At 66.6% G+C, this 26,437-nt stretch carries 25 protein-coding genes, 2 tRNA genes and 2 pseudogenes; 15 read left to right on the top strand and 14 right to left on the bottom strand.

The features are described from left to right. Window positions 1–20: 20 nt before the first annotated feature. From cckA to flgB, 7 genes are all read right to left on the bottom strand, one after another. Window positions 21–2,732, bottom strand: coding sequence for a cell cycle histidine kinase CckA (cckA, locus tag J2W78_RS16070; protein ID WP_253372089.1), 2,712 nt, complete (start codon window positions 2,730–2,732; stop codon window positions 21–23). 158 nt (window positions 2,733–2,890) lie between these two features. Then, window positions 2,891–3,955 carry a flagellar biosynthesis protein FlhB gene (flhB, locus tag J2W78_RS16065; protein ID WP_253372086.1) on the bottom strand — a complete coding sequence of 355 codons (1,065 nt, stop codon included), beginning with the start codon at window positions 3,953–3,955 and terminating at the stop codon, window positions 2,891–2,893. 39 nt (window positions 3,956–3,994) lie between these two features. After that, window positions 3,995–4,771, bottom strand: coding sequence for a flagellar biosynthetic protein FliR (gene fliR, locus J2W78_RS16060; RefSeq protein ID WP_253372084.1), 777 nt, complete (start codon window positions 4,769–4,771; stop codon window positions 3,995–3,997). Between the two features lie 45 nt (window positions 4,772–4,816). Continuing rightward, on the bottom strand, window positions 4,817–5,083 hold the full coding sequence (gene fliQ, locus J2W78_RS16055; RefSeq protein ID WP_003603418.1) for a flagellar biosynthesis protein FliQ: 267 nt from the start codon (window positions 5,081–5,083) through the stop codon (window positions 4,817–4,819). A 249-nt stretch (window positions 5,084–5,332) separates the two neighbouring features. Continuing rightward, entirely contained in the window at window positions 5,333–5,656 is a 324-nt protein-coding gene (fliE, locus tag J2W78_RS16050) for a flagellar hook-basal body complex protein FliE (protein ID WP_253372082.1), read from the bottom strand. Between the two features lie 5 nt (window positions 5,657–5,661). After that, window positions 5,662–6,072, bottom strand: coding sequence for a flagellar basal body rod protein FlgC (gene flgC, locus J2W78_RS16045; protein WP_003603420.1), 411 nt, complete (start codon window positions 6,070–6,072; stop codon window positions 5,662–5,664). Between the two features lie 35 nt (window positions 6,073–6,107). Beyond that, a complete protein-coding gene (gene flgB, locus J2W78_RS16040; protein ID WP_253372081.1) occupies window positions 6,108–6,524 on the bottom strand; it encodes a flagellar basal body rod protein FlgB in 417 nt (138 codons plus the stop codon). Window positions 6,525–6,854: 330 nt separating this feature from the next. On the opposite strand from flgB, the gene J2W78_RS16035 reads away from it, so the two are divergent. Together J2W78_RS16035 and J2W78_RS16030 are read left to right on the top strand one after the other, a co-directional pair. After that, complete coding sequence (locus J2W78_RS16035) at window positions 6,855–8,078, top strand: hypothetical protein (RefSeq protein WP_253372079.1); 1,224 nt, start codon at window positions 6,855–6,857, stop codon at window positions 8,076–8,078. Window positions 8,079–8,183: 105 nt separating this feature from the next. Beyond that, window positions 8,184–9,278, top strand: coding sequence for an NAD(P)/FAD-dependent oxidoreductase (locus J2W78_RS16030; protein ID WP_253374059.1), 1,095 nt, complete (start codon window positions 8,184–8,186; stop codon window positions 9,276–9,278). Between the two features lie 2 nt (window positions 9,279–9,280). Here J2W78_RS16030 and J2W78_RS16025 read toward each other — a convergent pair whose 3' ends face one another. After that, window positions 9,281–10,120, bottom strand: a complete 840-nt coding sequence (locus J2W78_RS16025) for a transglutaminase-like domain-containing protein (protein ID WP_253372077.1) — start codon at window positions 10,118–10,120, stop codon at window positions 9,281–9,283. A 197-nt stretch (window positions 10,121–10,317) separates the two neighbouring features. On the opposite strand from J2W78_RS16025, the gene J2W78_RS16020 reads away from it, so the two are divergent. The 11 genes and pseudogenes from J2W78_RS16020 (at window position 10,318) to J2W78_RS15970 (ending at window position 18,031) form a co-directional block, all read left to right on the top strand. Continuing rightward, the gene (locus tag J2W78_RS16020; RefSeq protein WP_253372075.1) at window positions 10,318–11,124 is read left to right on the top strand and encodes a heme ABC transporter permease; all 807 of its coding nucleotides are present in this window, start codon (window positions 10,318–10,320) and stop codon (window positions 11,122–11,124) included. A gap of 34 nt (window positions 11,125–11,158) precedes the next feature. Then, complete coding sequence (gene ccmD / locus J2W78_RS16015; RefSeq protein ID WP_056192892.1) at window positions 11,159–11,311, top strand: heme exporter protein CcmD; 153 nt, start codon at window positions 11,159–11,161, stop codon at window positions 11,309–11,311. Then, on the top strand, window positions 11,308–11,928 hold the full coding sequence (locus tag J2W78_RS16010) for a DsbE family thiol:disulfide interchange protein (protein ID WP_253372074.1): 621 nt from the start codon (window positions 11,308–11,310) through the stop codon (window positions 11,926–11,928). The genes ccmD and J2W78_RS16010 overlap by 4 nt, the downstream gene beginning before the upstream one ends. Window positions 11,929–12,050: 122 nt before the next feature. Further along, on the top strand, window positions 12,051–12,794 hold the full coding sequence (locus J2W78_RS16005) for a (Fe-S)-binding protein (protein WP_253372072.1): 744 nt from the start codon (window positions 12,051–12,053) through the stop codon (window positions 12,792–12,794). Then, the gene (locus J2W78_RS16000; protein ID WP_253372070.1) at window positions 12,791–14,365 is read left to right on the top strand and encodes a lactate utilization protein B; all 1,575 of its coding nucleotides are present in this window, start codon (window positions 12,791–12,793) and stop codon (window positions 14,363–14,365) included. The genes J2W78_RS16005 and J2W78_RS16000 overlap by 4 nt, the downstream gene beginning before the upstream one ends. Then, a pseudogene (locus tag J2W78_RS15995) lies at window positions 14,362–14,955 on the top strand (LutC/YkgG family protein); the annotation flags it as partial. The gene J2W78_RS16000 and the pseudogene J2W78_RS15995, both read left to right, overlap by 4 nt. Window positions 14,956–15,056: 101 nt before the next feature. Then, complete coding sequence (locus J2W78_RS15990) at window positions 15,057–15,917, top strand: transglutaminase-like domain-containing protein (RefSeq protein ID WP_253372068.1); 861 nt, start codon at window positions 15,057–15,059, stop codon at window positions 15,915–15,917. A gap of 414 nt (window positions 15,918–16,331) precedes the next feature. Beyond that, a complete protein-coding gene (rplM, locus tag J2W78_RS15985) occupies window positions 16,332–16,793 on the top strand; it encodes a 50S ribosomal protein L13 (RefSeq protein WP_004446860.1) in 462 nt (153 codons plus the stop codon). 2 nt (window positions 16,794–16,795) lie between these two features. Continuing rightward, window positions 16,796–17,281, top strand: coding sequence for a 30S ribosomal protein S9 (gene rpsI, locus J2W78_RS15980; protein WP_004446858.1), 486 nt, complete (start codon window positions 16,796–16,798; stop codon window positions 17,279–17,281). Between the two features lie 84 nt (window positions 17,282–17,365). Beyond that, the gene (locus J2W78_RS15975; protein ID WP_253372066.1) at window positions 17,366–17,740 is read left to right on the top strand and encodes a DUF2293 domain-containing protein; all 375 of its coding nucleotides are present in this window, start codon (window positions 17,366–17,368) and stop codon (window positions 17,738–17,740) included. 81 nt (window positions 17,741–17,821) lie between these two features. Then, window positions 17,822–18,031 (top strand): TOBE domain-containing protein, encoded by a 210-nt coding sequence (locus J2W78_RS15970; RefSeq protein WP_253372064.1) that lies wholly within the window; start codon window positions 17,822–17,824, stop codon window positions 18,029–18,031. A 26-nt stretch (window positions 18,032–18,057) separates the two neighbouring features. Here J2W78_RS15970 and J2W78_RS15965 read toward each other — a convergent pair whose 3' ends face one another. From J2W78_RS15965 to J2W78_RS15955, 3 genes and pseudogenes are all read right to left on the bottom strand, one after another. Continuing rightward, on the bottom strand, window positions 18,058–18,936 hold the full coding sequence (locus J2W78_RS15965) for an aldose 1-epimerase family protein (RefSeq protein ID WP_253372062.1): 879 nt from the start codon (window positions 18,934–18,936) through the stop codon (window positions 18,058–18,060). Between the two features lie 65 nt (window positions 18,937–19,001). After that, window positions 19,002–20,792: an ABC transporter ATP-binding protein gene (locus J2W78_RS15960; RefSeq protein WP_253372060.1), complete on the bottom strand. Its 1,791-nt coding sequence runs from the start codon at window positions 20,790–20,792 to the stop codon at window positions 19,002–19,004. 1,907 nt (window positions 20,793–22,699) lie between these two features. Then, window positions 22,700–23,161 (bottom strand): annotated as a pseudogene (locus tag J2W78_RS15955) (integrase core domain-containing protein); the annotation flags it as partial. 1,457 nt (window positions 23,162–24,618) lie between these two features. On the opposite strand from J2W78_RS15955, the gene J2W78_RS15950 reads away from it, so the two are divergent. Further along, window positions 24,619–25,089 carry a hypothetical protein gene (locus J2W78_RS15950; protein ID WP_253372058.1) on the top strand — a complete coding sequence of 157 codons (471 nt, stop codon included), beginning with the start codon at window positions 24,619–24,621 and terminating at the stop codon, window positions 25,087–25,089. 26 nt (window positions 25,090–25,115) lie between these two features. On the opposite strand, the gene J2W78_RS15945 is transcribed toward J2W78_RS15950, so the two are convergent. From J2W78_RS15945 to J2W78_RS15935, 3 genes are all read right to left on the bottom strand, one after another. Beyond that, window positions 25,116–25,191: transfer RNA gene (locus J2W78_RS15945), tRNA-Phe, on the bottom strand. Between the two features lie 115 nt (window positions 25,192–25,306). Continuing rightward, window positions 25,307–25,525 (bottom strand): DNA gyrase inhibitor YacG, encoded by a 219-nt coding sequence (gene yacG, locus J2W78_RS15940; RefSeq protein WP_253372056.1) that lies wholly within the window; start codon window positions 25,523–25,525, stop codon window positions 25,307–25,309. Continuing rightward, window positions 25,522–26,193 (bottom strand): Maf-like protein, encoded by a 672-nt coding sequence (locus J2W78_RS15935; protein WP_253372054.1) that lies wholly within the window; start codon window positions 26,191–26,193, stop codon window positions 25,522–25,524. The genes yacG and J2W78_RS15935 overlap by 4 nt, the downstream gene beginning before the upstream one ends. A 144-nt stretch (window positions 26,194–26,337) precedes the next feature. Here J2W78_RS15935 and J2W78_RS15930 point away from each other — a divergent pair. Next, window positions 26,338–26,413, top strand: a tRNA-Thr gene (locus J2W78_RS15930). Window positions 26,414–26,437 lie beyond the last annotated feature (24 nt).

Here is a 26,437-nt window from a genome sequence, read left to right as displayed (position 1 = left end):
TACGCTCCCCTCGGGCGCGTTCAGCTCGCCATCGTTTGCTTCACCGTCTCGACGAGCTGCTTCAGGCTGAAGGGCTTGGGCAGGAAGTTGAAGGCCTCGCCCTCGGGCAGGTTCTTGCGGAAGGCGTCCTCGGCATAGCCGGAGACGAAGATCACCTTGAGGTCGGGCATGTGCTTGCGCAGCTCGCGCAGCAGGGTGGGCCCGTCCATCTCCGGCATCACGACGTCGGAGACCACCACGTCGATGCCGTCGGCATGCTCCTCGATCAGGCGCAGCGCCTCGATGCCGGAGGCCGCCTCCAACACGGTGTAGCCCCGGGCGGACAACGCCCGGGAATTGACCGCGCGGACCGGATCCTCGTCCTCGACGAGCAGGACGGTGCCCTGGCCGGTATGGTCCGCCGCGGGCTTCGGTGGCGGCTCAGGGGGACGGGCAGCGGGAGAGCCGGACTCCGTGCTCGATTCGGCCGATCCCGCCTCGGCATCGTCACCGGACGCGGAGTTCGGCTCGGAGGCGCTGACTTTCGTCGATCCGGAGGCCGATCGCGGCGGCGGCAGCGGCTCGGGCAGGGCTTCGATGCCGGGCTCGTGGCGCGGCAGGTAGATGCGGAAGGTGGTGCCTTCGCCCACGATCGACTGCACGTCGATCGCCCCGCCGGACTGGTTGACGATGCCGAACACCGTCGAGAGCCCGAGCCCGGTGCCCTTGCCGATCTCCTTGGTCGTGAAGAACGGCTCGAAGATCTTCTGGCGTACCTCCGGCGGGATGCCTTCGCCGGTATCGGTCACCTCGATCATGACGTGATCGCCCGCCGGGATGCCGACCGGGCGCTCGCCATCGACGGGGCAATTGGCGGTGCGGATCGTCAGGCTGCCGCCGCCCGGCATCGCGTCGCGGGCGTTGACCGCGAGGTTCACGATCACCTGCTCGAACTGGTTCACGTCGGCCTTGATCGGCCAGATCTCGCGGCCGTGGCGGAAATCGAGCTGCACGCGCTCGCCGAGCAGGCGCTTCAACAGGAGCGTCAGGTCGGAGAGTGCCTCGCCGACATCCATCACCTCGGGCCGCAGGGTCTGGCGGCGGGAGAAGGCGAGCAGTTGGCGCACCAGGGATGCGGCCCGGTTCGCGTTCTGCTTGATCTGCATGATGTCTTGGAAGGCGTGGTCGGTCGGCCGGTGGCTCGCGAGCAGGAGGTCCGAGTAGCCGATGATCGCCTGGAGGACGTTGTTGAAGTCGTGGGCGATGCCGCCGGCGAGCTGGCCGACGGTGTCCATCTTCTGGGTCTGGGCGACCTGCTGTTCGAGCTGGCGCTGGGCCGTCGTGTCGAGCGCGTAGAGGATCACCCGCTCGCGGTCGCCATCGCTGCCGGCCTGCGCCTCGGCATCGGGGTTCGGCGTCCCGTCGGAATCCGCCGGGCTCATCCAGACCCGGGCCGAGCGATCACCCGGCCCGGACAGGCCGACCTCAATCGGATCCAGGCCGCCGAAGCCGTTGGCGGCCCGCGCCAACGCGCCCTCGATGACGCCACGGTCGCGCTCCAGCACCGCGTCGCGCATCAGCGGATCGGGCGCGTCGCGGCCGGCCTCCGCCGCTGGCTGGCGCGGCATGCCGGCGAACAGGCGCACGAACGAGGTGTTGGCACGGATCACCCGGCCGTCCCGGTCCAGGGTGGCGATGGCGATCGGGCTGTTATTGAGGAAGCGGGCGAGCCGCACTTCGGCCGCGCGCTGCGGCTCGTCGGCATCCGATCCGGCGGATCGGTTGAGCACGAAGGTGCGCGAGGGGCCGGGCGCTCCGTCCTGACCGTAGGCGACGCGGTGGTAGAGGCGCGTCGGCAGCGGCTGCCCGTTGCGGCGGCGCAGGTCGATGTCGTAGCGGTCGGTGCGCACCTCGCCGGGCAGGCCCGGTGAGGCGGTGAGCATGTCCGCGCCCGGTGCGATCTCGAGGAGCTTCAGCCCGCCGGAGCCGACGGTGGCGAGGTCGTAGCCGAGCCAGGAGGCGAGCGTCGCGTTCATGTAGACGATCGAGCCGCCGGCATCGATCGACAGGAAGCCGGCCGGCGCGTGGTCGAGATAGTCGATTGCGTGCTGGAGTTCCTGGAAGACGTTCTCCTGGCGCTCGCGCTCGTGGGTGATGTCGCTCACGGTCCAGAGCGCGGCGGAGCCGCGGTGGCGCGGGATCGGCCGCACCGCGATGCGGTACCACGCGAAGTCGCGGTCCGGCGCGCCGCCGGGCGGCGGCGACATCCGGATCTCTTCGGCATAGGCGCGGTCGTCGCGGGAGGCCTGGGCGAGCCGGTAGACCGCCTCCGAGACTTCCGGCGCGCCGACGAAGATGCGCTCGATGGAGCGGAGATTCGAGAAGCTGTCGCCGCCGGCAAGGCGCATATAGGCCTCGTTGGCGTAGATCATCCGCCCGTTGTCCTCGACGACGAGCTTGCCCTCGGGGGCGGCATCGACGATGGCGCGGGTGATGTCGTCGCGCGAGGCCGGGCCGGCGAGCTGAAGCGCGCCGATCGCCAGGGCGAACAGGAAGAACACGCCCGCCATCGCCAGCAGCGCCAGCAGCGCGAGGATAAGCGGCTGCGCCTGCTCGTTGGCGACGAAGGACAATCCCACCGCCGCGCCGACGAGCAGGCCCGCCAGCATCAGCAGCAGGCCGACCCGGCCGGGCCGTTCCGAACGATCGATCGAACCGGACGCCGGCACCGCTGGTCCGCTGACCTCAGCCATCAGGCCCTACCCATCCCTCGCACATGGACGGCACATGGCTGCTGCGAGCCCTGTGGGTCGTCGAATGCCGCGCCTTTTGCCGGAGCATTGCCGGACAATGGTGCATAAACCGTGGCGCCTGAACGACTTCGCCGTCCCATGCGGAAGCGGATCGAGCCTCAGGCGGCTCGGCGAAGGCGAAGCACGAAACCGATGACCTCCGCAACTGCGCGATAGTGCTCGGCGGGAATCTCGGCATCGACTTCGACCGTGGCGTGGAGGGCGCGGGCGAGCGGTGGGTTCTCCATCACCGGCACGTCGTGGTCGGCGGCGACGGCGCGGATGCGCAGCGCCAGCGAGTCGACGCCCTTGGCGACGCAGATCGGTGCGGCCATCCCGGCTTCGTAGCGCAAGGCCACGGCGAAGTGGGTCGGGTTCGTCACCACCACGGTCGCGGTGGGCACGGCGGCCATCATCCGCTTCTTCACGCGCGCTTGGCGCAATTGCCGGATCCGGGCTTTCACCTCGGGGCTACCCTCGCTCTCCTTGTGCTCCTGCTTCATCTCCTCCTTGGTCATGCGCAGACGCTTGTGCCAGCGGTTCCGCTGGTAGAGCGCGTCGCCGAGGGCGATCACGGCATAGACCGCGAGCATGCCGCCCATCATCTTGAGGGCGAGGGTCAGGGTGCCCTGGAGCGCGACGCCGGGATCGAGCTGGGCGAAGGATTCGGCCCGGTCGTGCTCGCTCCACAGGATCGTCCCGGCAATGGTGCCCACCACGACGATCTTGGCGAGCCCTTTGCCGAAATTCACCCAGGCATCCATGCCGAGCAGGCGCTTGGCGCCCGCCATGGGCGAGATGCGCGCGAATTTCGGCATCAGGCTCTCGGCGGTGAAGATCGGCCGGTGCTGGATCAGGCCGGCGGCGATGGCCGCGAGCATCGCGATGCCCAGAGGCACGGCGAGCGCCTTGGCGCAGACCCAGGCCGCGCGCAGCGCCACGCCGAGATAGGTGCCCGAATCCGAAGGCAGGCCGCCGGCATGTTCGAGGAAGCCGCGCATGTCGCGGGTCAGCCCCTCCGCCATGGGCTTAGCCGAGAGCATCAGGGCGAGGGTGAAAGCCGCCAGAATGAAGAAGGTGTTGATCTCGGGCGAGTTGGGGACGTCGCCCCGCTCGATCGCCTGCTCGATGCGCCGTGGCGTCGGGTCTTCGGTCTTGTCCTCGTCGTCGGTCTCGTCGGACACCGGCTCAGGCTCCCCTGTTCCCGATCAGCGCAAGGGGGATCAGCGACCCAGGAACGCGCCGAGATAGCGGCCGAGATCGTCGAGGAACAGCCCCATGATGAGGCCGAGCGCCCCGACGAACAGCATCATGCCGATGATGACCGAGGCGGGAACCGCGAGGAAGAACACCTGCAATTGCGGCATCAGCCGGGAGAGCACGCCGAGGCCGAGATTGAACAGGATGCCGAACACGATGAACGGCCCGGAGATCCGCACCGCCAGGGCGAAGCTGCGGCTGAACGCATCGAGGGCGAGCTTGGCCGCATCCGCCATCGCCGGTACGCCGCTCGGCGGCAGCAGGACGTAGCTGCGCCCGATCGCTTCGAGGGCGACGTGGTGCAGATCGGTCGCCAGGATGAGCGTGACGCCGAGCATCGCCAGGAAGTTGCCGATCGCCGCCTGCTGTCCGCCCATCGTCGGATCGACGGTCATGGCATAGGACAGGCCGAGCTGTTGCGAGATCACTACGCCCGCCGTCTGGAGCGCGGCGACGATCATGCGCACGCACAGACCCAGCATCAGCCCGATCAGGATCTCGCCGATCAGCAGCCCGATCAGGGAGGGGGCTGCCAGCGCCGCATTGCCCGTCGGCAGCATCGGGCGCACGGTCGGGAACAGCACCAGGGTCACGAGCAAGGCGAGGGCGAGCCGCAGGCGGCCCGCAATGAGCTGCTCGCCCAATCCCGGCATCAGCATCATCAGCGTGCCGACCCGGGCGAAGGTGATGAGGAAGGCCGCCGCGAGGCCGGGCAGCAGCAGGTCGAGCGGCGTGGTCATGCCGTCCCATCCTACACGCTTGGGCCGGCTGCCGCTGCCGCCGCATCATCCGCCCGCCGCGATCCGAGCAGCGATCCGGGCCATGTAGGCGGCCATGGCGTCGCCAATGAAGGGCAGCATCAGGAGCATCACGCCGAACACCGCGACGATCTTCGGCACGTAGATGAGCGTCTGCTCCTGAATTTGCGTCAGAGCCTGGAACAGCGAAACGATCAGGCCAACGACGAGGGCGACGATCATCATGGGACCCGCCACCTTCAGGAAGACGAAGATGCCGTCGCGGGCGATGTCGAGGATGGCGAGACCGGTCATGGGAGTTCGTCTTTAATCTGGGGGGGGCGTCGGCAGCATCCCCTCTCCCCGCTTGCGGGGAGAGGGCTTCGGCGACCTCGTCGTCGCCGAAGCAAGGCGGCAGCCGAGGGTGAGGGGGCGTTTCCATAGGAGCCTCTTGCTGAGGCGCCCCCTCACCCTCGCTCCCGCTTCGCCTCCGCTCCCGGCCCGCACAACGAGGTACAAGCCGGCCTCTCCCCGCGCGCGGGGAGAGGGGAAACCAGAACGGAATCAGATCGGCATCCGCATGATTTCTTCGTAGGCGGAGATCACGCGGTCGCGCACGGCGACGAGGGTCTGGAGGGCGGTTTCGCTCTCGGCCACCGCCGTCACTACGTCCACAACGTTGGCCTTGCCGGTGGCCGCCGAGAGGGCGGCGCGGTCGGCCTGCGCCCCGGATTGGGCGACGTTGTCGAGGCTCTGCTGCAGGAAGCCGGTGAAGCCGCTCGGTGCGGTCAGGCCCTGGGCCATGCCTTGGACGGGTTTGGCGGCACCGGGACGGGCGAGGCTTTGGGCGTTGCCGTAGGCACCGGCTGCGAAGGCGGAGGTCGTCATCGGGGCTACGCCTTCAGGATCTCGAGGGTGCGGGAGATCATCCGCCGGGTGGCGGTCACCATGTTGAGGTTGGCCTCGTAGGAGCGTTGGGCCTCGCGCATGTCCATGTTCTCGATCAGCCCGTTGACGTTGGGCAGGCGCACCTCGCCGCGGGCATCCGCCGCCGGGTTGCCGGGATCGTGCTTGGTGCGGAACGGCGTCGGATCGCGCCGCACCCGGCCGGCCTCGACGACGCTGGCGTTCAGTTCGTTGTCGAAGCGGCTGGTGAAGGTCGGGATCTTGCGCCGATAGGGATCGCCGCCCGCGGTCTGGGCGGTCGAATCGGCGTTGGCGATGTTCTCGGCGATGATGCGCATCCGGCCGGACTGCGCCTTCAAGCCCGAGGCGGCGATGCCGAGGCTCTTCAAGAAATCCATGACCGATCCCCGTTCAACGATGTCAGCGAGCGATGTCAGCGCTTGCCGACGGCGATTTTCAGGGCGTCGAGGCTCTTCTGGTAGAGCGAGGCGACGAGTTGGTAATCGGATTGATTGTCGCCGGCCTTCATCATCTCTTCCTCCAGGTTCACCCCGTTGCCGGAGGGGCGGACCTCGAAGCCTTTGAAGCGGCGCGGATCGGCGTTCGGTCCGGTGCTCGCCGTCATCCCGATATGCGTGGAATCGGTGCGGGCGATCCCGTCGCCGCCGACCGAGGCCCCGAGCGGCGTCGCGAGTTTCACCGAGGCCGCGGACGGCTCGGCGAGATCGCGCGGGCGAAAGCCCGGCATGTCGGCGTTGGCAACGTTCTCGGCGAGCAGTGCCTGGCGGGCCTGATGCCACTGCATCCGGGTGCGCAGCATGCCGAGCAGGGGCAGGTCGGTGAGCGACATGGTGCCTCGGGGTCGGCGCGGCTGGCGATGGATTTCGGAGAGCCACAGGTCCGAACCCGGCAGAATCTGCCGCTCACATGGTTAAAGAGCCGTTAACCGGGCAAAACCTGCCGGGTACCCGTGAGGCAACGTCGCCGCGGATGGTGGAATGGCCGCGGCCGGCGGCACCGAGTTGTTAACGGAGTGTCAACATACGTTGCCGGAGCGCTAAGCGGCGGCGATAATCGGGGCGTGTAATGCGTGGGGCCGAGATTGCGTCTCCCGCCGGCTTCGGTCACCGCCGGACGTCGCGCGGCGGCGTCGGAGCCCCGACTTAGAAAGACGCGGGTCTTGCAAGCGTTCTTCAGTTCCGAGGGCTCCTACGCCTTGCAGTTCCTGGTGATCTTCCTCGTCATCCTGGTGCTGTTCCTGATCGCGGCGCTGCTGTTCATGCGGCTGTCCGGGCGGGGGCTCACGCTGTCGGCGAGCGCGGGCCAGCGCGGACGCCAGCCGCGGCTCGGCATCGTTGACATCTACGAGCTCGACCGGCAGCGCCAACTCATCCTGCTGCGGCGGGACAACGTGGAGCACCTGCTGCTGGTCGGCGGCCCCAACGATGTGGTGATCGAGCGCCATATCCAGCGCGGCGCGGGCGCCCGCTACGCGCCGGACGGGAGCGTCCGGCCCGGCGGCGAGGCCGGCCTGAACGATCCCGCGCTGGAGCCGCGCACCGATCCCTTCCTCGATTCCCCGATGCCGCCGACCTTCGCCATGCCGGAGGTGGTCCCCTCGGCGGTGTCCGGTCCCCAGCCTGCCATCGACCGGGCACCGCCCCTCGATCCCGGCCTGTTCGAGCCTGAAGTCCTGCCGGCCGACGCCCCTGCGCGGCCGGTCTCGCCGGTCAGCCGGCTGATGCGGCGCACGGCGCCGCCGGTGGTCTCTCCCCGCCCCGAGGTCTCAACCGAGCGCCCCGCTCGGCCGGAATCCGCGGCAACCGAGCCGGTGCCGGAACCTGTGCCGGAGGCGCCGGTCATGGCCGGTCGCGGGCCGCGGTCGGTCGATCCGGCCGTTCTCTCGGACATGGCCCGGCAGCTTCAGGTGGCGCTGAAGCGGCCCTCATCCGCGGTTACGCCGCCGCCTCCGGCCTCGAAGCCGCCCGAGCCGGCGCCCGATCCAGTCGCTGCGGCGATGGCGGCTCCGCCGGCTGCCGCCGCACCGCCACCGCAGGCTGCACCGGCTCAGCCGGAGCCGCCTCCCGCCCCGGTCCCGGCGCGCCCCCGGCCCGAGCCAAAGCCCGCGGCGCCGGCCAAGCCCGTCGCACCCCCTCCGTTCGTGGCGCCGCCGAAGCCGGAGGCGGCAAAATCCGAACCTCTGAAGGCGGAGCCGCCAAGACCCGAGCCCGCAAGACCCGAGCCTTCAAGGCCTGAGCCGTCCAAGCCGGAACCGTCCAAGCCGGAACCGTCGAAGCCCGAACCGCCCGAGCCCACCGCCGGGGGTCAGAACCCCTTCTCGGTGGAGGAGATCGAAGCCGAGTTCGCCCGTCTCCTCGGGCGCCCGCTCGACAGCAAGAACTGAGACGAGCAAGCTGATCCGGGGCTTGGCCGAAGGCTTGTTTCTCCGGAGGCCGCCGACCCTTGTGACGGTGCGGCGGCCCGAACGTTCGTGAGGCAGGCCGCAGGCATGGAGGCGCTCGTCGTCGGGGCAGGGGTGGTGGGGCTGGCGATCGCGCGGGCCCTCGCGCAGCGCGGCGCGTCCGTGATCGTGGCGGAGGCGGCCGAGGCGATCGGCACTGGCGTGTCCGCCCGCAGTTCGGAGGTGATCCACGGCGGGATGTATTATCCCCCCGGCTCGCTGCGCGCCCGCCACTGCGTCGAAGGACGCCGCCGCGTCGTCGATTTCTGCGAGAGCCACGGCGTACCCTACCGAATCTGCGGCAAGCTGATCGTGGCGACGCATGAGGCGGAGTGTCCGGCGCTCGAAACGATCCTGTCCCGCGGCGTTGCGAACGGCGTTGAAGACCTGACCTGGCTCGAGCGCGCCGAGGCGGTCGCCCTCGAACCCGCTTTGTCCTGCGTCGCCGCGCTCCATTCCCCCGCCACCGGCATCATCGACAGCCACGCCCTGATGCTGGCGTTCCTCGGCGATCTCGAGGATGCAGGCGGCGTGCTGGCGTTGAATACCCCCATCGAAGCGGCTCGGCGCCGAGATGGGCGCTGGGAGGTCCGCTTCGGCGGCGAGGCGCCGGACGTCCTGAGGGTCGATTGTCTCATCAACGCCGCGGGCCTCGGCGCCCAGGCCCTCGCCCGCCGGATCGACGGGGTCGCGTCGGAGGATATCCCCCGGCAGGTTCTGGCCAAGGGCAGCTATTTTGGATGCAGCGGCCGGCCGGCGTTCACGCGGCTGATCTACCCGGCCCCGGTCGAGGGCGGCCTCGGGATCCACCTGACGCTGGATCTGGCCGGGCGCATGCGGTTCGGTCCCGATGTCGAATGGGTGGACGCGCTCGATTACGCAGTCGATCCGGGACGCGCCGACCGCTTCGAGGCGGCAATCCGGCGATACTGGCCCGGCCTGCCGGACGGGCGACTGATGCCGGATTATGCCGGCATCAGGCCGAAGCTCAGCGGTCCCGGCGAGCCGGCGGCAGATTTTCGCATCGACGGACCGGGCGAACACGGTCTGCCCGGCTTGGTTCAATTCTTCGGGATCGAGAGTCCGGGACTGACCTCCTCGCTCTCACTAGCGGAGGCGGTGGCCGATCAGGTGATGGCGTAGGGTTAGGCGGCCTGCATCAGATCGGTCTTTGTCCCGTCCGCAACTTCATCGGTGTGAACCGTGAAATTGATCAACCGCGCGGCGCCGAAGCTTGTGGAAATCGCGCAATCCGTCGCGTCGCGACCGCGCGCCATGACGATGCGTCCGATCCGCGGCGTGTTGTGGCGGGCATCGAAGGTGTACCAGCGACCGCCGAGATAGACCTCGAACCATGCCGAAAAGTCCATCGGATCGGCAACCGGCGGCACACCGATGTCGCCGAGATAGCCCGTGCAATAGCGCGCCGGAATGTTCATGCAACGGCAGAACGCGATGGCGAGATGTGCGAAATCGCGGCAGACGCCGACCTGCTGCTGATAGCCGTCGAAGGCCGAGCGTGTGGCATCCGCCTTCTGGTAGTCGAAACGGATGCGCTGGTGCACATAATCGACGATGGCCTGCACCCGCGCCCACCCTTCCGGCGTCTGGCCGAAGAGCGGCCATGCGATCCCGACCAGTTTATCGGTGTCGCAGTAGCGGCTCGCCATAAGGTAGAGCATGACCTCGTCGGGCAGGTCCTCCACCGGAATCTGGGCGGCCTCCGGCGCGGCCGCATCGGGCAGGCCCGTATCGGCGACCAAGAGGTCTGCCGAGATCGTAAGGCGGCCGGGCGGCGCGACGATTCGGGTACAGACGTTGCCGAACGAATCGAGCATCTGCCGCTGCGAAATCGGCGGATCGAAGACGATGGCCTCCGGGCTGCGCAGGTCGCCCTGGCGGGAGGGGTGGAGGCTGAGGAGCAGCGACATTGGCGTTGCAGCATCAGTCTCGAAGGTAATCTCGTAACCAGTCCTGATCAGCATGCGACAGCTCGTAACTTCGATCTTCAATCCCGAAAAATAAAGTTTGAGCGGGATTAATAATTAAGTCTCCGGACTATCACGCGTTCCAGTATCGCGCTGCACAAATGTTTCGCACCACGCCGACTCGAAAGGCAGGCACCGGGCGGGACGTCGGCGCGCATTGCCGCTGCAGCGCACTCGGCGGTATGGAGGCTTCCATGTGGACCGCTCTCTGGAACCGCCTCGCCCATCCGGGCCACTTCCTGCGCTGGTCGGGTGTGGCCTTGCCCTGGCTCGCAGCGGCTTCGGTCCTGCTCGTCGCCGCCGGGCTGTACCTGACGTTCTTCGTCGTGCCGCCCGACTACCAGCAGGGCGACACCGTCCGGATCATGTACGTCCACGTCCCGGCCGCGCTCCTCGGCATGGGCTTTTATGGCGCGATGACGCTCTCCGCGATCGGTACGATGGTCTGGCGCCATCCGCTCGCCGACGTGTCGCAGCGCGCCGCCGCGCCGATCGGTGCGGCCTTCACCCTGATCTGCCTTGTCACCGGCTCGCTCTGGGGCAAGCCGATGTGGGGCACCTACTGGGTCTGGGACGCGCGCCTGACCTCGATGCTGGTGCTGTTCCTGATCTATTGCGGCATCATCGCCCTGTGGCGGACCATCGAGGATCCGAGCCGGGCAGCGCGCGCGGTCTCCATCCTGACGCTGGTCGGCGCGGTGAACCTGCCGATCATCAAGTTCTCGGTGAACTGGTGGTCGACGCTGCATCAACCGGCCTCGATCCTGCGCATGGGCGGCTCGTCCATCGATTCCTCGATGCTCTACCCGCTGCTCGAGATGGTGCTGGCGATGACCCTGCTCGGCGTGACGCTGCACCTTCAGGCGATGCGCACCGAGATCTACCGCCGCCGGGTGCGCACCCTGCTGATCCGGCAGGCGGAGCGGCTCGATGCCGGCGTGCAGGACGCTGCACCGACGACCCGCGCCGCGACGACCCTTCCCGTGGGCCAAGCGATCTAAGTCGATCGATGGGACGATCACTCTGAGACCCGCCATGGAATTCGGACCTTACGCCCCCTTCATCGTCGGTTCCTATGGCTTCGCGGCCCTGGTGCTCGGCGCCCTGGCCCTCAACGGCTGGTGGGACGGGCGGGCGCAGCGCCGCGCGCTCGCCGAGCTGCAGGACGAGCGGGGAGGTCGCTCGTGAGCGCGCAGGCCCCGCAAGCGACCCCACCCGGCACCGGCGAACGCCCCCGCCGCTCGCTCCTCGCGCTGCTGCCGGTGCTGGTCTTCGCCATCTTGGCCGTCACCTTCCTGGTCCGGCTGCGCTCGGGCGCCGATCCTGCGGCGCTGCCCTCGGCGCTGATCGGCAAGCCGGTCCCCGCTTTCGCGCTGGAGCCTGTGCCGGGCCTTCAGGCCGCCGGCCGGCCGGTGCCCGGTTTGTCGAGTGCGGACCTCAAGGGGCAGGTGACCGTCCTCAACATCTTCGCTTCGTGGTGCGCCCCCTGCCAGATCGAGCATCCGATGCTGATGCGGCTCGCGCAGGAGCCCGGCCTTCGCCTCGTCGGCATCGACTACAAGGATCCGGGCGATGCCGGTCGGCGCTGGCTGGAGCGCAACGGTCTCCCCTTCGCGGCGGTCGGTAACGACGCGAGCGGCCGGGCGGGAATCGACCTCGGCGTCTACGGCGTACCGGAAACTTTCATCATCGGTCCCGACGGCCGGATCCGCGACAAGCTCGTCGGCATTCTGACGCCGGAAAATTACGCGAGCGTGCTGGAGCGCATCCGCGCCGCCGGACGGACTGCCCCCGTGACCAACTGACCAAGACAAGGGCGCGCGCTTGGAAACCGGGGGGCGGAGGCGTATGCAGCCCCTGTCCGCTTGAAACCGTTCCAAGGTGGTTAAGCGGTGCAACCGTCTGAAATCACCATCAGAAGAGCGCCATGCGGATCGGACTGTTCGTCCCCTGCTACGTCGATGCCTTCGAGCCCGAGGTCGGCATCGCCACGCTGGAACTGTTGGAGCGCTTCGGCCTGACGGTCGAATACCCTTACGATCAGACTTGCTGCGGCCAGCCGATGACCAATACCGGCTGTCATGGGGAGGCCGCCGCGACAGAGGCGCTGTTCGTCAGGAATTTTTCCGGGTTCGACTACGTCGTCGCACCGTCCGGCTCCTGCGTGCATCAGGTGCGCGAACACCTCACCGCCATCCCGCAGACCGACGAGGTCAAGCATGTGCGGGCCCGGACGTTCGAACTCGTCGAGTTCCTGCACGACGTGCTCAAGATCGAGGATCTTCCCTGGGCGGAGTTCCCGCACAAGGTTGCCTACCATTCGAACTGCAACGCGCTGCGCGGCATCGGCCATGCACGGCCGTCCGAGCTGAACCGGCCGTTCTTCTCCAAGCCGCTCAACCTTCTGAAGAAGGTGAAGGGGGTCGAGATCGTCGATCTGACCCGGCCCGACGAGTGCTGCGGTTTTGGCGGTACCTTCTCGGTGTTCGAGCCCGCGGTCTCGGCCAAGATGGGCTACGACAAGGTGACCGATCAGGCTCGCGCCGGCGCTGAATATGTGGTCTCGGCCGATTCTTCCTGCCTGATGCATCAGAAGGGCTGCGCCGAGCGCCTCGGCGTACCGCTGAAATACATCCACATCGCCCAGGTGCTGAACGGAGCCGCCGCATGAGCGCCGACGACCTGACCCCGCGCCAGACCGAGGATGTGCTCCACCCCGAGGTGCGCGCCCCCTCCGACGAGAGCGAGCGCGGGCCCGGCGGCGAGCGGCTCCAGCACGCGGAAGCCGCTTCCAAGCCGATCCGCGCCGACGCTCCCCGCGAGCCGCAACCGCGCGGCGCCAAGGTGCGCGGCAACCGGCCGATCGATCAGGCGGAGGCTGCCGAGCGCTTCCTCGCCGCGCCGATGCATCAGAAGGCTCATGACGAGCGCCTCTGGGACGTGCGCCGCAAGCGCGATGTCGCCGCCCACGGCATTCCCGAATGGGAAGAGCTTCGCGAGATCGCCTCGCAGATCAAGACGCACACGCTCACCCATCTCGACCACTACCTCGAACAGTTCGAGGCGGCTGCAAAGGCCAACGGCGTCCATGTCCACTGGGCCGAGGACGGGGCGGAGCACAACCGCATCGTCCTCGACATCCTGCGCAAGCATGGCGCCAAGTCGCTGGTGAAGTCGAAGTCGATGCTGACCGAGGAGTGCGGCTTCCGTCACTTCATGGCGGCCCACGACATCGACGTGATCGAGACCGATCTCGGCGAGCGCATCCAGCAGCTCGATGACGAGGAGCCGAGCCACGTCGTGATGCCGGCGGTTCACAAGACCCGCCTTGATGTCGCCGAGGTGTTCGCCCGGACGCTCGGCACCGATCCCGACAACGACGACGCCCACTACCTCGCCGAGAGCCAGCGCGAGACGACGCGCCCGCTGATCCTCAAGGCCGATGCCGGCCTCACCGGCTGCAACTTCGCCATCGCCGAGACCGGCACGGTGGTCACCTGCACCAACGAGGGCAATGCCGACCTCTCCGGCAACGTGCCGCCCTTGCAGATCCACTCCATCGGCATCGAGAAGATCATCCCGCGGGTCGAACATCTCGGCGTGTTCATCCGTCTGCTGTCGCGCTCGGCCCTCGGCTCGCCGATCACCCAATACACCTCGCATTTCCGCGGGCCGCGGCCGGGCACCGAGATGCACATGGTGCTGGTCGATAACGGCCGCTCCGAGCGGCTGGCGATGGAGGAGTTCTGGACCTCGCTCAAATGCATCCGCTGCGGCGCCTGTATGAACACCTGCCCGGTCTACCGGCGCAGCGGTGGCCTCTCCTACGGCGCCACCTATTCCGGGCCGATCGGGCTCATCATCGATCCGACCTTCAACAAGCGGAAATACTCGACCCTGCCGTTCTCCTCGACCATGAACGGCTCCTGCACCAACGTCTGCCCGGTGAAGATCAACATCCACGAGCAGATCTTCGCGTGGCGCAAGGTGCTGGCCGAGGAACACCAGATCCCGCTGCTGAAGCAGGGCATGATGAAGGCAGCGGGCGCCGTGCTGAGCCGTCCGGCCGCGTACCGCGCCGCGATCCAGACCGCCGATTCGGCCCTGCGCGTCCTGCCGCGCTTTGCCGTCTACAACCCGGCCAACACCTGGGGGAAGAAGCGCGAGATGCCCCATGCGCCGCGCCAGAGCTTCCACGCGTGGTACCGCCAGAACCGGATGAAGACGGGGGGCGACGCGTGAGCGCCCGCGAGGCCATCCTCGGCCGGCTCAAGGCCAACCGCCCGGCCGGCTCGTTTCCGTTGCCCGACGTGCCGACCTTCGCACCCCTGGTGGGGGACGATCTCGTCGCCGAGTTCGCCGAGCGTCTGGGCAGGATGGGCGGGCGTGTCGAGCGTGCGGGCAGCCCGTCCGATCCCTTCGCCCCGGTGCGGTCGCGCCTGGACGGGGCGGCGGTGATCGCCTCCGCCGTGCCGGAGTTCTCAGGGAACCGCGACCTCGCCGCTGTCGCTGGGCCGACCGAGGTCAACGATGTCGACGTGGCGGTGGTACGGGCCCGCTTCGGCGTCGCCGAGACCGGCTCGGTGTTGTTTACGCAAGACGACCTGATCGTGAACGCGGTCGCCTATCTCGCCCAGCACCTGATCGTGCTGCTCGACCCCGCCGACATCCTCGTGAACATCCAGGCCGCCTACAAGCGTCCGGACTTCGGACAGGCGGCCTATGCCGTGCTCCATACCGGCCCATCCGCCACCGCCGACATCGAGGGCGTGCTGATTCACGGGGCGCAAGGCGTGCGCTCGCTGACCGTGCTTCTGCTGCAGCGCAAAAAAAACAAGCAGACTGAAAGCGGAGCCGAACGGACCTCTGCGCGTTTGCGGCAAAACGCCTCGCTCGATCGGGGCGTCTTCTTGGAAAGTTCGGAGCCGTCCCCGTGCGATTCAAGCTCGGTTGCAGTCTTGCCTACGAGGTCAAGGCGCCTACCACCTTCATCTTCAACGTCGAAGTCGCGAAGCTGAAAAGCCTCGAAATCGCCAGCGAAAGCCTGACCCTGGCGCCGGACCCGGCACGGCGCGTCTACGTCACGCCGGACCTCAAGAACCGCTATCTCGGCGTCAACGTGCAGCCCGGACCGTTCTCGCTCGAGTACAATGCCGAGGTGGAACTGACCGTCGTGCGGGCCGACCCGGCGACGATCTCCGAGACGCCCGTCTCCGAACTCCCCCTCGACATCCTCCCCTTCCTCCTGCCGAGCCGCTTCGTCTCGTCGGACCGGCTCGCCGCCTTCGCCCAGGCCGAGTTCGGCGGCCTTCCGAAGGGCCATCAACGGGTCAATGCGATCTGCAACTGGATCCACGACAACATCGCCTACCGGCGCGGCGCGAGCGATGGCGAGACCACGGCCGACGAGAGCCTGCTGATGCGCGCCGGCGTGTGCCGCGACTTCGCCCATCTCGGCACCGCCTTCTGCCGCGGCCTCGGCATCCCGGCCCGGTTCGTGAGCTGCTATGCCTACGGCCTCGTGCCGGGCGACTTCCACGCCGTGTTCGAGGCCTATCTCGAAGGGCGCTGGTGGCTGTTCGACGCAACGCGCCAAGCCCATCTCGACGGTCTCGTGCGCATCGGGATCGGACGGGATGCGGCCGAAATCGCCTTCTCCACGCCCTACGGTGACATGCAGCCGACCGGTATGGAGATCCGCATCGATCGCGCCGACGGAGGTCCGGAGCCGATGGAGCGTACGGTCGAGGCGATTTCGACGGAGGAGCCGGCTCCGCATGCCGGCGCGGCCTGAACGAAACGCCTCATCATCGACGGCTTACCCGGCGAATCCGGTCGGCCGAGCGCGGTATGAAATTTATTTCGTGTGAGGCGGATTAAACGGCATTATCGATCGTCAAACATATGTTCCAGGCAAGCCTGGACGAATCTCCAAACTCCGCCCGCCCGGCTTCGTCCGCGGCGGGCTTTTTCGTTCTCGGCCGGGCGTCGACTGGCGAGTTGCGAAAGCCGTCACGGCAAACGACATGAGGTATCTTGATACCACAGCTGCAAAAGCCTTCTAGGGATTGCGTTTTTCTCCGCAGGGCGCTCACCGTCTGCCTTGACGCGAACACCGAATCCCCCTAGTGACCCGGCTGTACGCCGCTGCGTCCTCACCCGACGCGGCGGCGCCTTATTTCCAACGTCACCGGCACGGGAATCGGCCATGAAGACCACTTCGCTGAAGCCCGCCGACGTCGACAAGAAGTGGGTCGTGATCGACGCCGAGGGCCTCGTCGTGGGCCGTCTCGCTTCGATCGTGGCGATGCGTCTGCGCGGCAAGCATAAGCCCGCCTACACGCCCCACGTCGATTGCGGCGACCACGTCATCGTCATCAATGCGGACAAGGTGAAGTTCACCGGCCGCAAGTACGACCAGAAGGTCTACTACCACCACACGGGCTATCCGGGCGGCATCAAGGAGCGCTCGGCCAAGTTCATCCTCGAGGGCCGGTTCCCCGAGCGCGTGGTCGAGAAGGCCGTCGAGCGCATGCTGCCGCGCGGCCCGCTCTTCCGCCAGATCCTCGGCCACCTGCGCGTCTACAAGGGTGCCGCGCATCCCCACGAGGCCCAGCAGCCGCAGGCGCTCGACGTCGGCTCCCTCAACCGTAAGAACGTGAGCGCTTGATCATGGCGACCCTTCAGTCTCTCGCCGACCTCAATCGGGCGAACACCCAGACGAGCAACCCCGAGAACGAGGCGCCCGTCCACGTTCAGAAGCTGGACGCTCAGGGCCGCGCCTACGCGACCGGCAAGCGTAAGGACGCGGTCGCCCGCGTCTGGATCAAGCCCGGCAACGGCACCGTGGTCGTCAACGGCCGTCCGGTCGAGACCTACTTCGCCCGTCCCGTGCTGCGCATGATTCTGCGCCAGCCGCTGGAGATCGTGTCCCGTGTCGATCAGTACGACATCACCGTCACGGTGAAGGGTGGCGGTCTCTCCGGTCAGGCTGGCGCCGTGCGCCACGGGCTTTCCAAGGCTCTGACCTACTACGAGCCGGAGCTGCGCTCCTCGCTCAAGCGCGAAGGCTTCCTGACCCGCGACCCGCGCGTCGTCGAGCGCAAGAAGTACGGTCGCAAGAAGGCTCGCCGCAGCTTCCAGTTCTCGAAGCGTTAATCGCTCGATATCCAGCGCGAAAAAGAGGGTGGGGCCGCGAGGCTCCGCCCTTTTTCGTTTTCGGGACCAATGGGGGGCCGTCGCATGAAGAGGGCAGGGAGACCGAACCGTCCGAGCGATGCAGTGCCGCCAACGGATCGCCGCGCCGTCCTGACCGAGGCCTTGACCCGTCTCGCGCCGCGTCTTCCGGATTTCGAGGCGGAGGCGGTACTGGACCGGGCGTTGCGCAGCCCCGGTCTACGCGGTGCTGTGCCGGAAACCGCAGCGTGGCTCGCCCTGACGGCGTTCACCCGGCACACTTTCACCGAATACGACGACCTCCTCGACGAGGGCTACGACCATGATAGCGCCCGCCACTTCGTTCTCGACGACATGAACGCGAGGCTGGCCGAATGGGGTTGCCGTCGCCGCGTCTCCGACGAGGCTGACCCCGGCGAGAACGGCTTACCCGAAGCGTGAGGGGAGAGCGGATGGTCTCCGCTTGCCGGCCGGCTGCCGCTGGGGCAGGGAGGGCCATCTCAACAGCGGAGACACCCGTCGATGAAGCTCAGCGCGCGCAACGTCCTCAAGGGCAAGGTCGTGTCGGTCGAGAAGGGCTCGACCACGGCCCATGTGAAGATCGAGATCGCCAACGGTCAGGTCATCACCTCGGCCATCACCAACGAGTCGGTCGATTCGCTCGGGCTCAAGGTCGGCGGCGAAGCCTATGCCGTGATCAAGAGTTCCGACGTCATCATCGCCGTCGACTGAGCCGAGTCGGGGTCGACCTTACAGGCTCACCCCTCGATCGCCAGTGCGATCCCGTGCCGGGCGGTTGCGCCCGGCGCCAGCAGGCGCTGCGAATCGCGGTCCTCCAAGGCGCCTTCGAAGCCGGCCCAGTCGGCGTGTCCGGTCCAGGCTTCAAGCGACAGGAATGGCGCCGTCGGCTTGGTCCAGACCGCGAGATGGGGAAAGTCTTCCATCCGCATGGCGATGGCTCGCCCGCTCGGCGACACGAAGCGCATCGCCCGGCTCCGCGCGTTGAGGAAGACCAGGGCCTCGGTGAACAACTCCGGATCGAGGTCGAGGCGGGCGCCGTCCAGGGTCAGTTCCCGCTCGCTACGCACCAGCAGCCCGCCCGCGCCGACCTCCGGGACGAACGGTCGCTCCGCCTCCTCGAACAGAACCGCGTAGCCGCCATCGGCGCGACGCTCGCCCCCGGCGAAAGGCCAGGGAAAGGCGGGGTGGAAGCCGAGGCCATAGGGCAGGGCGGTCTCGCCCGGATTTTCGACCCGGATATCGAAGGCCAGCGTCTTGGCTGCGATGCGAGCGTCGATCGTCAGCTGGAACGGGAAGGGGTACTGCGCCCGCGTGGCCTCGCTGTCGGTCAGCCGCAGGGAAACCGCGTCCGCGCTTTGGCTGACGACCGCGAAAGGAAGATCGCGGGCAAAGCCGTGCTGGGCCATCGGGTAGCGCCGGCCATCCACCTGAACGCTGCCGTCGGCTGACGCACCGACGACGGGAAAGAGCCAGGGCGCATGCCGGTTCCAGTGTTCCGGATCGCCATTCCACAGATATTCGCGGCCTTCGACCTGCCAGGAGACCGGCTCGGCGCCGTGCAGCGCGATCCTTGCCGTACTGCCGTCATCCGTACGGATCTCGACCGTCCCGTCCATTGCCCTTGCCCCCCCCGCACGCGTCTGATTTGATTCAGAGCGATAGCCGGGCCGGGGCGGGACCGCTACCGGGCCGGCGCCACGACGGCGCTCTCGGGAGAGGGCGAAGCGCTCGGCTCCGCGATCACCTGCGAGGGCGGCCCCGAGGCGACGATCCGTCCGTCTTCGACGACGTGGACCGTATCGGCCCGGCGCAGCGAGGTCAGACGATGGGCAATCATGATGATCGTGCGTGTGCCGCCCAGCGCGCCGAGCGCCTCCATCACCGCGGCCTCGGTTTCGCCGTCGAGCGCGCTGGTCGCTTCGTCGAACACGATGACATCGGGGTCGTGGTACAGCGCGCGGGCGATGCCGATGCGTTGCCGCTGGCCGCCGCTGAGCCGGGCACCGCGCTCGCCGACACCGGTGTCGTAGCCCGCGGACAGGGCCGCGACGAAGTCGTGCGCGCCCGCGAGCCGTGCGGCGCGCTCCACGGCCGCTCGGTCGAGGCTGTCCGGCGGGATGCCGAGAGCGATGTTCTGCGCGATGCTGCCGTCGATGAGGAACACGTCCTGCGGCACGTAACCGATCCGGTTCTGCCACGCCGGTAGGCTGTCGGCATCGAGCGGACAGCCGTCGATTAGGATGTGTCCCCGCGTCGGCGTGAGGATGCCGAGGATCAGGCCCACCAGCGTCGACTTGCCCGAGCCGGTGCGACCGACCAGGCCGACGGTGGTGTTCGCGGCGATCGTCAGGTCGATGCCGCGCAGGGTCGGACGACCGGGCTCGTAGTCGAACGCGACATTCTCCAGACGGATCGCCTGCGCGAAGGGCAGGCGCTCGGCGGTGCGAAGCCTGCGCTCCCGCTCCCCCGCCAGCGCATCGACGATCAGGCGCACACCGGGCAGGTGAAAGCGCAACTGCGAGACGGATGTGAAGATGTTCTGGAATGCCGGCAGCATGCGGTAACCGGCGAAGGCGAACAGGCCGAGCAGCGGCAGCATGCCGGCGGTGTCGATCCCTTGCGTCAGCGCGAAGAGAACCACGGCGATTACACCGCCGAAGGCGAGCGATTCGATGACGAAGCGCGGCAATTGTCCGGTGACGAGGCTCGAGGCGAGGGCGTGGGCGTAGGAGCGCGCCGGTGCATCGAAGCTGCTCGTGAACGTCTCGGCCCGACCGTAAAGCTTGAGTTCGGTCAGCGCGCCGAAGGTCTCCTGCACCACCCGGTAGCGGCCCTCGTTGCCCGCCACCGCCCGGGTGCCGAGCCGCGAGAGACGAGCTCGCATCACGATATAGATCGCGATGTAGAGCCCGCCGAAGCCGCCGCCGAGAATCAGCGCGAGCCGGGGTTGATAGGCAATCAGGAAGATCACCACCGCGAGGGCCGACGCGCCGCGCGAGGCAATCACCATGGCCGGGGTGAGCACACCGAGGACGAGGCGGTCGGTCTCGCTCAGCACGTTCTTGGCGAGTTCGGCGCTGTTGGCATGCGCGAAGAACAGGCGCTCGCGATCGACGTAGCGGGCGAGTAGACGCCGAGCGAAACCGTAGCCGACGAGGTGGGCGAACAGGAGTTGCGCATAGGCGAAGGCGGCATTCACCGCGCTGGTCAGCAGGATCGCCGCGAGCGCGGCAAACCCGGTCGCGAGCAGGAAGGTGCGATCGTCGGCGAGGCCGAAGGCATCGCGGAGTTTGGCGAGATAAGGAATTCGCGCGGCGGCGCCGGGATCGCCGACCAGCGTGAGGAACGGCAGCACCGAGGCGACGCCGACCACTTCGAGCAAGGCGGCGAGCCCGAGCCCGAGCCCGAGCAGCAGGAGCCGCCGTCGGTCGTGCCGTCGCATCACCCGCAGGAGATCGAGGAGGGTCCTCAAACAGTCACCGGGGCGAGAGGGGCTGCGATCCGAAGGACCGACGCGCAATCGCGACGACGCCCGGATCGGTACGCTCCGAGCCGGATGCTTTCGGAGCGCTGCTTAAGTGATTGATCACAAACGGACCCTGGGTCCATCTGCGTCGAGCGCGGTCTCTAGCATGGCGGGCGGAGGGGGCGTCAAGCAAATGGAGTTCGAGGTGCCCGGGGGTGATGACCGGATCGAACCCCTGACTGAACGGTCGGGTTGGCGAGAGCGATTCGCAACGTTCCGCCAGGGTGCCTCCAGGCTCCGGGGCACTCGTCCGGGGAGCTTGGGAGATAGATGATTCGAATCTCGCGATGACAGGTTCGAGCGGCCGGAACCAGAACCTTGGCGGTACGTTTCGCAAGCATGGAACACTATAGATCCGTCTTCGCCACCACCGCCATCATGGTGTTCGGTCTTCTCGCGACCTCTCCTCTCATGAGAACGCAGAATTCGGCGCCGTCGCCATCGCGTGCCGAAAGCTTGATCATCAGCGGCGCCGAGGCGGCCGATGGATCCACCTGGGCTGATCCACCTCGATACGCTGTCCGTATGGCTGCGGAGCCCGGTGCAGCGAATCCGAGCACGGACGACCGCGGCGGCGTCCCGGCGCCGAAGCCCGCGACCTTCACTCTCTTGTCACCAAAGACGGTCGCGCTCTTGGCGGCCGACGACCTCGTGGGGATCGACACGACTCAGCGCGTGCAAGCCGTGCGGCGTCACCGTGCTGCAAAGGTCGCGACGCGCGTAAGGCCTGCTCCGGCTACCCAGAATTCTAACGCGTTGCCGCCCTCAAGCGCTGAGACGGCTGCAACACAGCCGCAGCAGGCTGCTCGCATCGATCCGATCGGTGACCTCCTGCGGGGGCTGGGGATCGGCCGGGATAGCTGAGAGCGACGTTCCGGCCCGGTTCCGGCCCAAATCCTTCTTTGGCACGCCAATCTGCCGCACGGCACACCCCACCGTTTCCACTCGTTGATTAACAGGACCTGCCTGAATCTGCGCCGTGGAGTAACCGTGATGTTTCTTGCTGCCGCTATCATGCTGATCGGCGCCCTTGGTGCGATCGCCATCACCGTCGCCGGACGGCCGAGCGCCGACCGCTTCCTGAAGTGGTGATGAATCTCTGTGGCACGCCCACGTGCCAGCCAAGACGGTGAAACTTCTCACGCCCATTTCGCGTTATGGCTGCGAAGAGATGACGCGGAGTTCGGGCTGTGGCGGCGATGGTGATGATGGCAGGCGTGATCGGCGCGGCAGGAACGCTCATCTGCCTGATGCCGCGGCTTGATTCGTTTTTCGAGTGGTAATGTACTCACCCGTTTGGGCCACAGTCGTCGTGGAGTTGATTAGGGTCCCACAATAGATATATCGGACGTGATTTCATATTCAACAAATCAATTAGGTTATACAAAATATATCTGTTAAAGCTTTTCGAAGTCAGATGCCTTCGTTTCTGACTGAGGTGATTGGTAATATTTTCCCGTTCTTTGTCTCGGCTCAATTCCGTCTCATCGCGTGGGCTTGCGCGTCAAGTTCGTTATGCCAATCCCGATGCGGGAGGGGGGTGAAATCGCCATCCTGTTTCTCGTTGGTGCAAGCAGGCATGGCAGGGAGTTTGAATACCGGCCCATGCCATCCGACCATAGTGCGGCTTCCAGCCGGGCGAGGTGAGTCATGTCCGGTCGCCCGACTTGGAACTCGCGGTTCACCTTTCCCTGTTTCGCATCGCTGAACGGTGGGGTTAGTCAGGGCATCTCGGCGGAACCCTACCAGGGCGTCCCAAAAATTGAGGTCGCGGTCATCAAGGAAGTCGGAAATTTCGGCCAGCAACTGGGCTGATCTGACCGGTATTTTGGGCTGTGCTCGTTGGGCGGCGACTGCATCGCCGCTGCCATGGGTAACCGGAAAGCCAGATCCCGGAAGGTGACGGGTGTGGTCGGTCGTTAGCCCAAGGATGTGTGAGTCCGGACACGATTGTAGGTGGTCTGCCGAAGACCGATCACGATCTGCGCCTCCTTCAGCGAGCCGAAGATCTCCTGCCTCAGGCACTCGTCACGCAGTTCTCCGTTGAGACTCTCACAAGATCCGTTCTCCCACGGTGAGACCGGGGCGATGTACTGGATCTGTGGACCCGTCTCGGCGACCCATTTGCGTAGTGCCTGCGCGATCATCTCAGGGCCGTCGTCGCAACGGATATGCTCCGGGATGCCCTTCAAGCACACCGCGTCGGCCGATGCCTTGATCACGCCCAGGCTGTTGATGCGCCGGGCCACCTTCAGCGCGAGGTAGGCCCGGCTGTGCTCGTCGATCAGCGTCAGGATGCGCAGACTTCGACCGTCCTTGATGTCACGCCGAGTCAGCGGGGCCGGACGCTCAATCCCCGGCGGTGATCGTCGTCCAGTATCCTTAGCCCCCAACTCCCCTTCTGTCCCGCTCCACACCATCGTCCTGCACACACCCGCAACACGTCGACTGGTTGCAAATGGGAATGGTGGGGTAGCAGTGAGGTCTAAGAGCTCAGTTGCCGGAACATTTTGGCTCGCCTCAGAGCCATCACATGTCCTTCAATTTCATTTCTTTAAAGGAGCTTAGCATCCGAAGCAGCGATTGCGACTCTATGGCTTTTCATTTCTGGCGCTGATCAAATTTCAGTAATTTATCGAATCTAACATAGATTTATTATTATTGTCTTGTGTATTTATACAAAATGCTTATTTATCTATTACCGTGATTCCTTTCGGCATTGCTGGAAATATGATGACGCTGTCGTTAGCCCTGTACAAAGATACGCTGCGCAACCCATGTCCATTTTGCGGAACCGTACATACACAGACAGGCAAGTGGTTTGCAACAGTCGCTAAGTATCAGTGCTATCAATGTGATACTACTGTGAAGTTAAGCTATCAGAGAAAAATCGAGATTTTCGCTTTGCACCAGGCGATAAAGGATAATTTAGGGACATAGATCAAATACTTATCGCAATGTTTGTTTGGTGTGTTGCTTTGATCGATTGGATTTCAGTACCGTACCCCATCTGGCGTTCGGCGAGGCGTTTGCGACTGAACTTCAGCTTGGAAAGCTGGGCCGCCGCCTTGCACCCTTTGCGGATGCCCCGTCTGCATCATGTCGCCCGCACCTCGTCGGCCCGCCGGCGGCCATGCGCATGGGAAATGCCAGCCCGCATTGGCTTAGCCCAGCTTTGACGTCGTCGCGCACCGGTCCTCACCTTGTGCAAGGCGGGAGGCCATCCAGGCGTTCCGGGCCGGCATCCCTTCCTCCACGAACGCGCGGGTCGCCGCGATCGGTACCGCCGGCGCAGCGCAGGGCCGATCGTTCTCGAATCGGTGGATGCGCAGACAGGTGTGCAGCGCCTTCGCGGAGCGGCCTGGGTGCGTGGCATCGGTGCCGGCTGCGCTCACGGCAAGGTCGCAATCGGCGTCTGAGAGGGCGGCGAATGATCCGTTCGGCCATGCTTCGGTCGGCGTCGAGGCGCCCGCCCTCGGGTAAGGCCGCCCAGAGCCAAGCGAATTGCTCGGCCGTCGCCGCTGTGAGCCGTCCCGGTGGCGATCGCCTGGCGAGGGGGATGCGCTCGGCCGGTGCCGCTGGGGGATGACCCCGGAATTGTTTTTGAACCGCGCCTCTCCCTGGGGGGATAGGGGGATTCTTTTCTGACGGATTCTCTATGGGGGTGACAACGCTGTCACCCTCTCCGGTGACAGCGTTGTCACCCGAGCGTACGGCGAGCGCCGCGCCGACGCATGTGTCCAGACGCTCCGCCGGGCGGTGGCCTGTGGCTGTGAGCTGCGACAACTCGCTTGCCTACGAGCTCCGCCTGCTGCCCGACGTGCGCCAACAGCTGGGCACCGCCCGCAGCGTCGGGTCGATCGTTCTCGACGAGCGCTCAGGCCTGCCGTGGAAGGCGAACCATTTCTCCCGGACTCTCCAGAAGATCGCGCGCAGCTGCGGCCGGCCGGGTGTCGTCTGTAATATTGACAGCCGAGCCGGAGCGATCACGGAGGGCTTTGCCGCCGGCGCCGAGCCGACCGACATGATGCCGACTGCCACGCAAACGCCGCTGCCGACCACGCTTCTCTACAACCGGGACTGGATCGGCCCCACCTCACTAGATCCACAAGCTGCGCGCGAAGAGCCGTCAGCGTCGTGGCGAGGACTGATGGAAGTGCTGAGGAGAGAACGTCACCGGCATGGGTACCGCAACACAGACCGTAACACGGTCAGAACGGCAGAGCTGCGGGTGAGGGGATAAGCCGATGGAGCGACTTAGGATTTTGATGGTGCCCAGGGACGGAGTCGAACCGCCGACACTGCGATTTTCAGTCGCATGCTCTACCAACTGAGCTACCTGGGCATCCGCCGCGTCGCGCTGCGTCGTCGGCTGGCGGGTGTATAGTGAAGGGTTTTGGGCCTGTCCAGCCTTCCAACAACCGAAGGCGAAGCTTTTTTGCCGGGTGCCGATCTCGATCTCAGTGCGAGCGATTCTCCTCATCCGAACGGGGTGGGTAGGATAGCTCATCCTCCTCCGGCCCTGGGATGACGTAGCGCTCGCCGAGCCAGCGTCCGAGGTCGATATCGGCGCAGCGGGCCGAGCAGAATGGCTTGGTTTCGGTCTGGGCCGGCTTGCCGCAGATCGGACAGGGAGCCAGTGCCTTGCCCGCCGTCGTCCTCTTTACCGGCCGATTCATGTCGCTGCCCCCCAGGCGGCCCGCACGGGAAAGCCCTCGCCTTCGAGCAGGCTCATCGTCTCGTACAACGGGAGGCCGACCACTCCGCTGTGCGAGCCGACGAGCTTCACCGCAAAGGCTGCCGCCAAGCCCTGGATGGCGTAGCCGCCGGCCTTGCCGCGCCACTCGCCCGAGGAAAGATAGCCCTCGATCTCGCGGTTCGAGAGGCGCTTGAAGCGCACGCGGGTCTCGACCATGCGCTCGCGGCGTCGATCCTTCGGGGACAGGATGCAAACGGCGGTGAAGACGCGATGCGCCCGCCCTGAGAGCAGCCGCAGGCAGTCGGCGGCCTCATCGAGCAGCTCGGCCTTGGGCAGCACGCGGCGACCGACGGCGACTACGGTGTCGGCGGAGACGAGATAGGCGTCGCGCAAGTCGTCCCGACGGCGCGCCGCAACCTGGGCCACCTCCAGCTTTTCCCGGGCGAGGCGACGAGCCAGGTCGCGGGGCGATTCGGATTTGCGGGGGGTCTCGTCGATATCGGCGGGCAGCAGTGCATCCGGCTCGATTCCGACTTGTTGCAGCAGGGCCAGCCGGCGCGGAGAGGCCGAGGCCAGCACGAGGGGCGGTCGTGCAGGCCCCCCGGAAACCTGTGGCTTCAGGGCGTCGGAGGTGAGAAGCTCGTTCATCGGCGAGGTCTTACGCCCAAGCCCGGTGGCACCGCAACGCGGTCTCGGCCAACAGACGGCATCCAAGAGCTTGCCAAGGGCAAGGCGTCCGTCTAAGACCCGGCACATTCCATCGGGCGTCGACGCGACGAGGCCGGATGCGAAGCCGCAATAGCTCAGCTGGTAGAGCACCTCATTCGTAATGAGGGGGTCGGGGGTTCGAATCCCTCTTGCGGCACCACTTTTTAGCTTTGCTCTGCTTGCC

It is taken from the genome of Methylorubrum extorquens, from assembly GCF_024169925.1.
Classification (GTDB): Bacteria; Pseudomonadota; Alphaproteobacteria; order Rhizobiales; family Beijerinckiaceae; genus Methylobacterium; species Methylobacterium extorquens_A.
The sequence above is the reverse complement of the archived record's forward strand: the minus strand, read 5'-3'. Positions and strand labels throughout refer to the sequence as shown.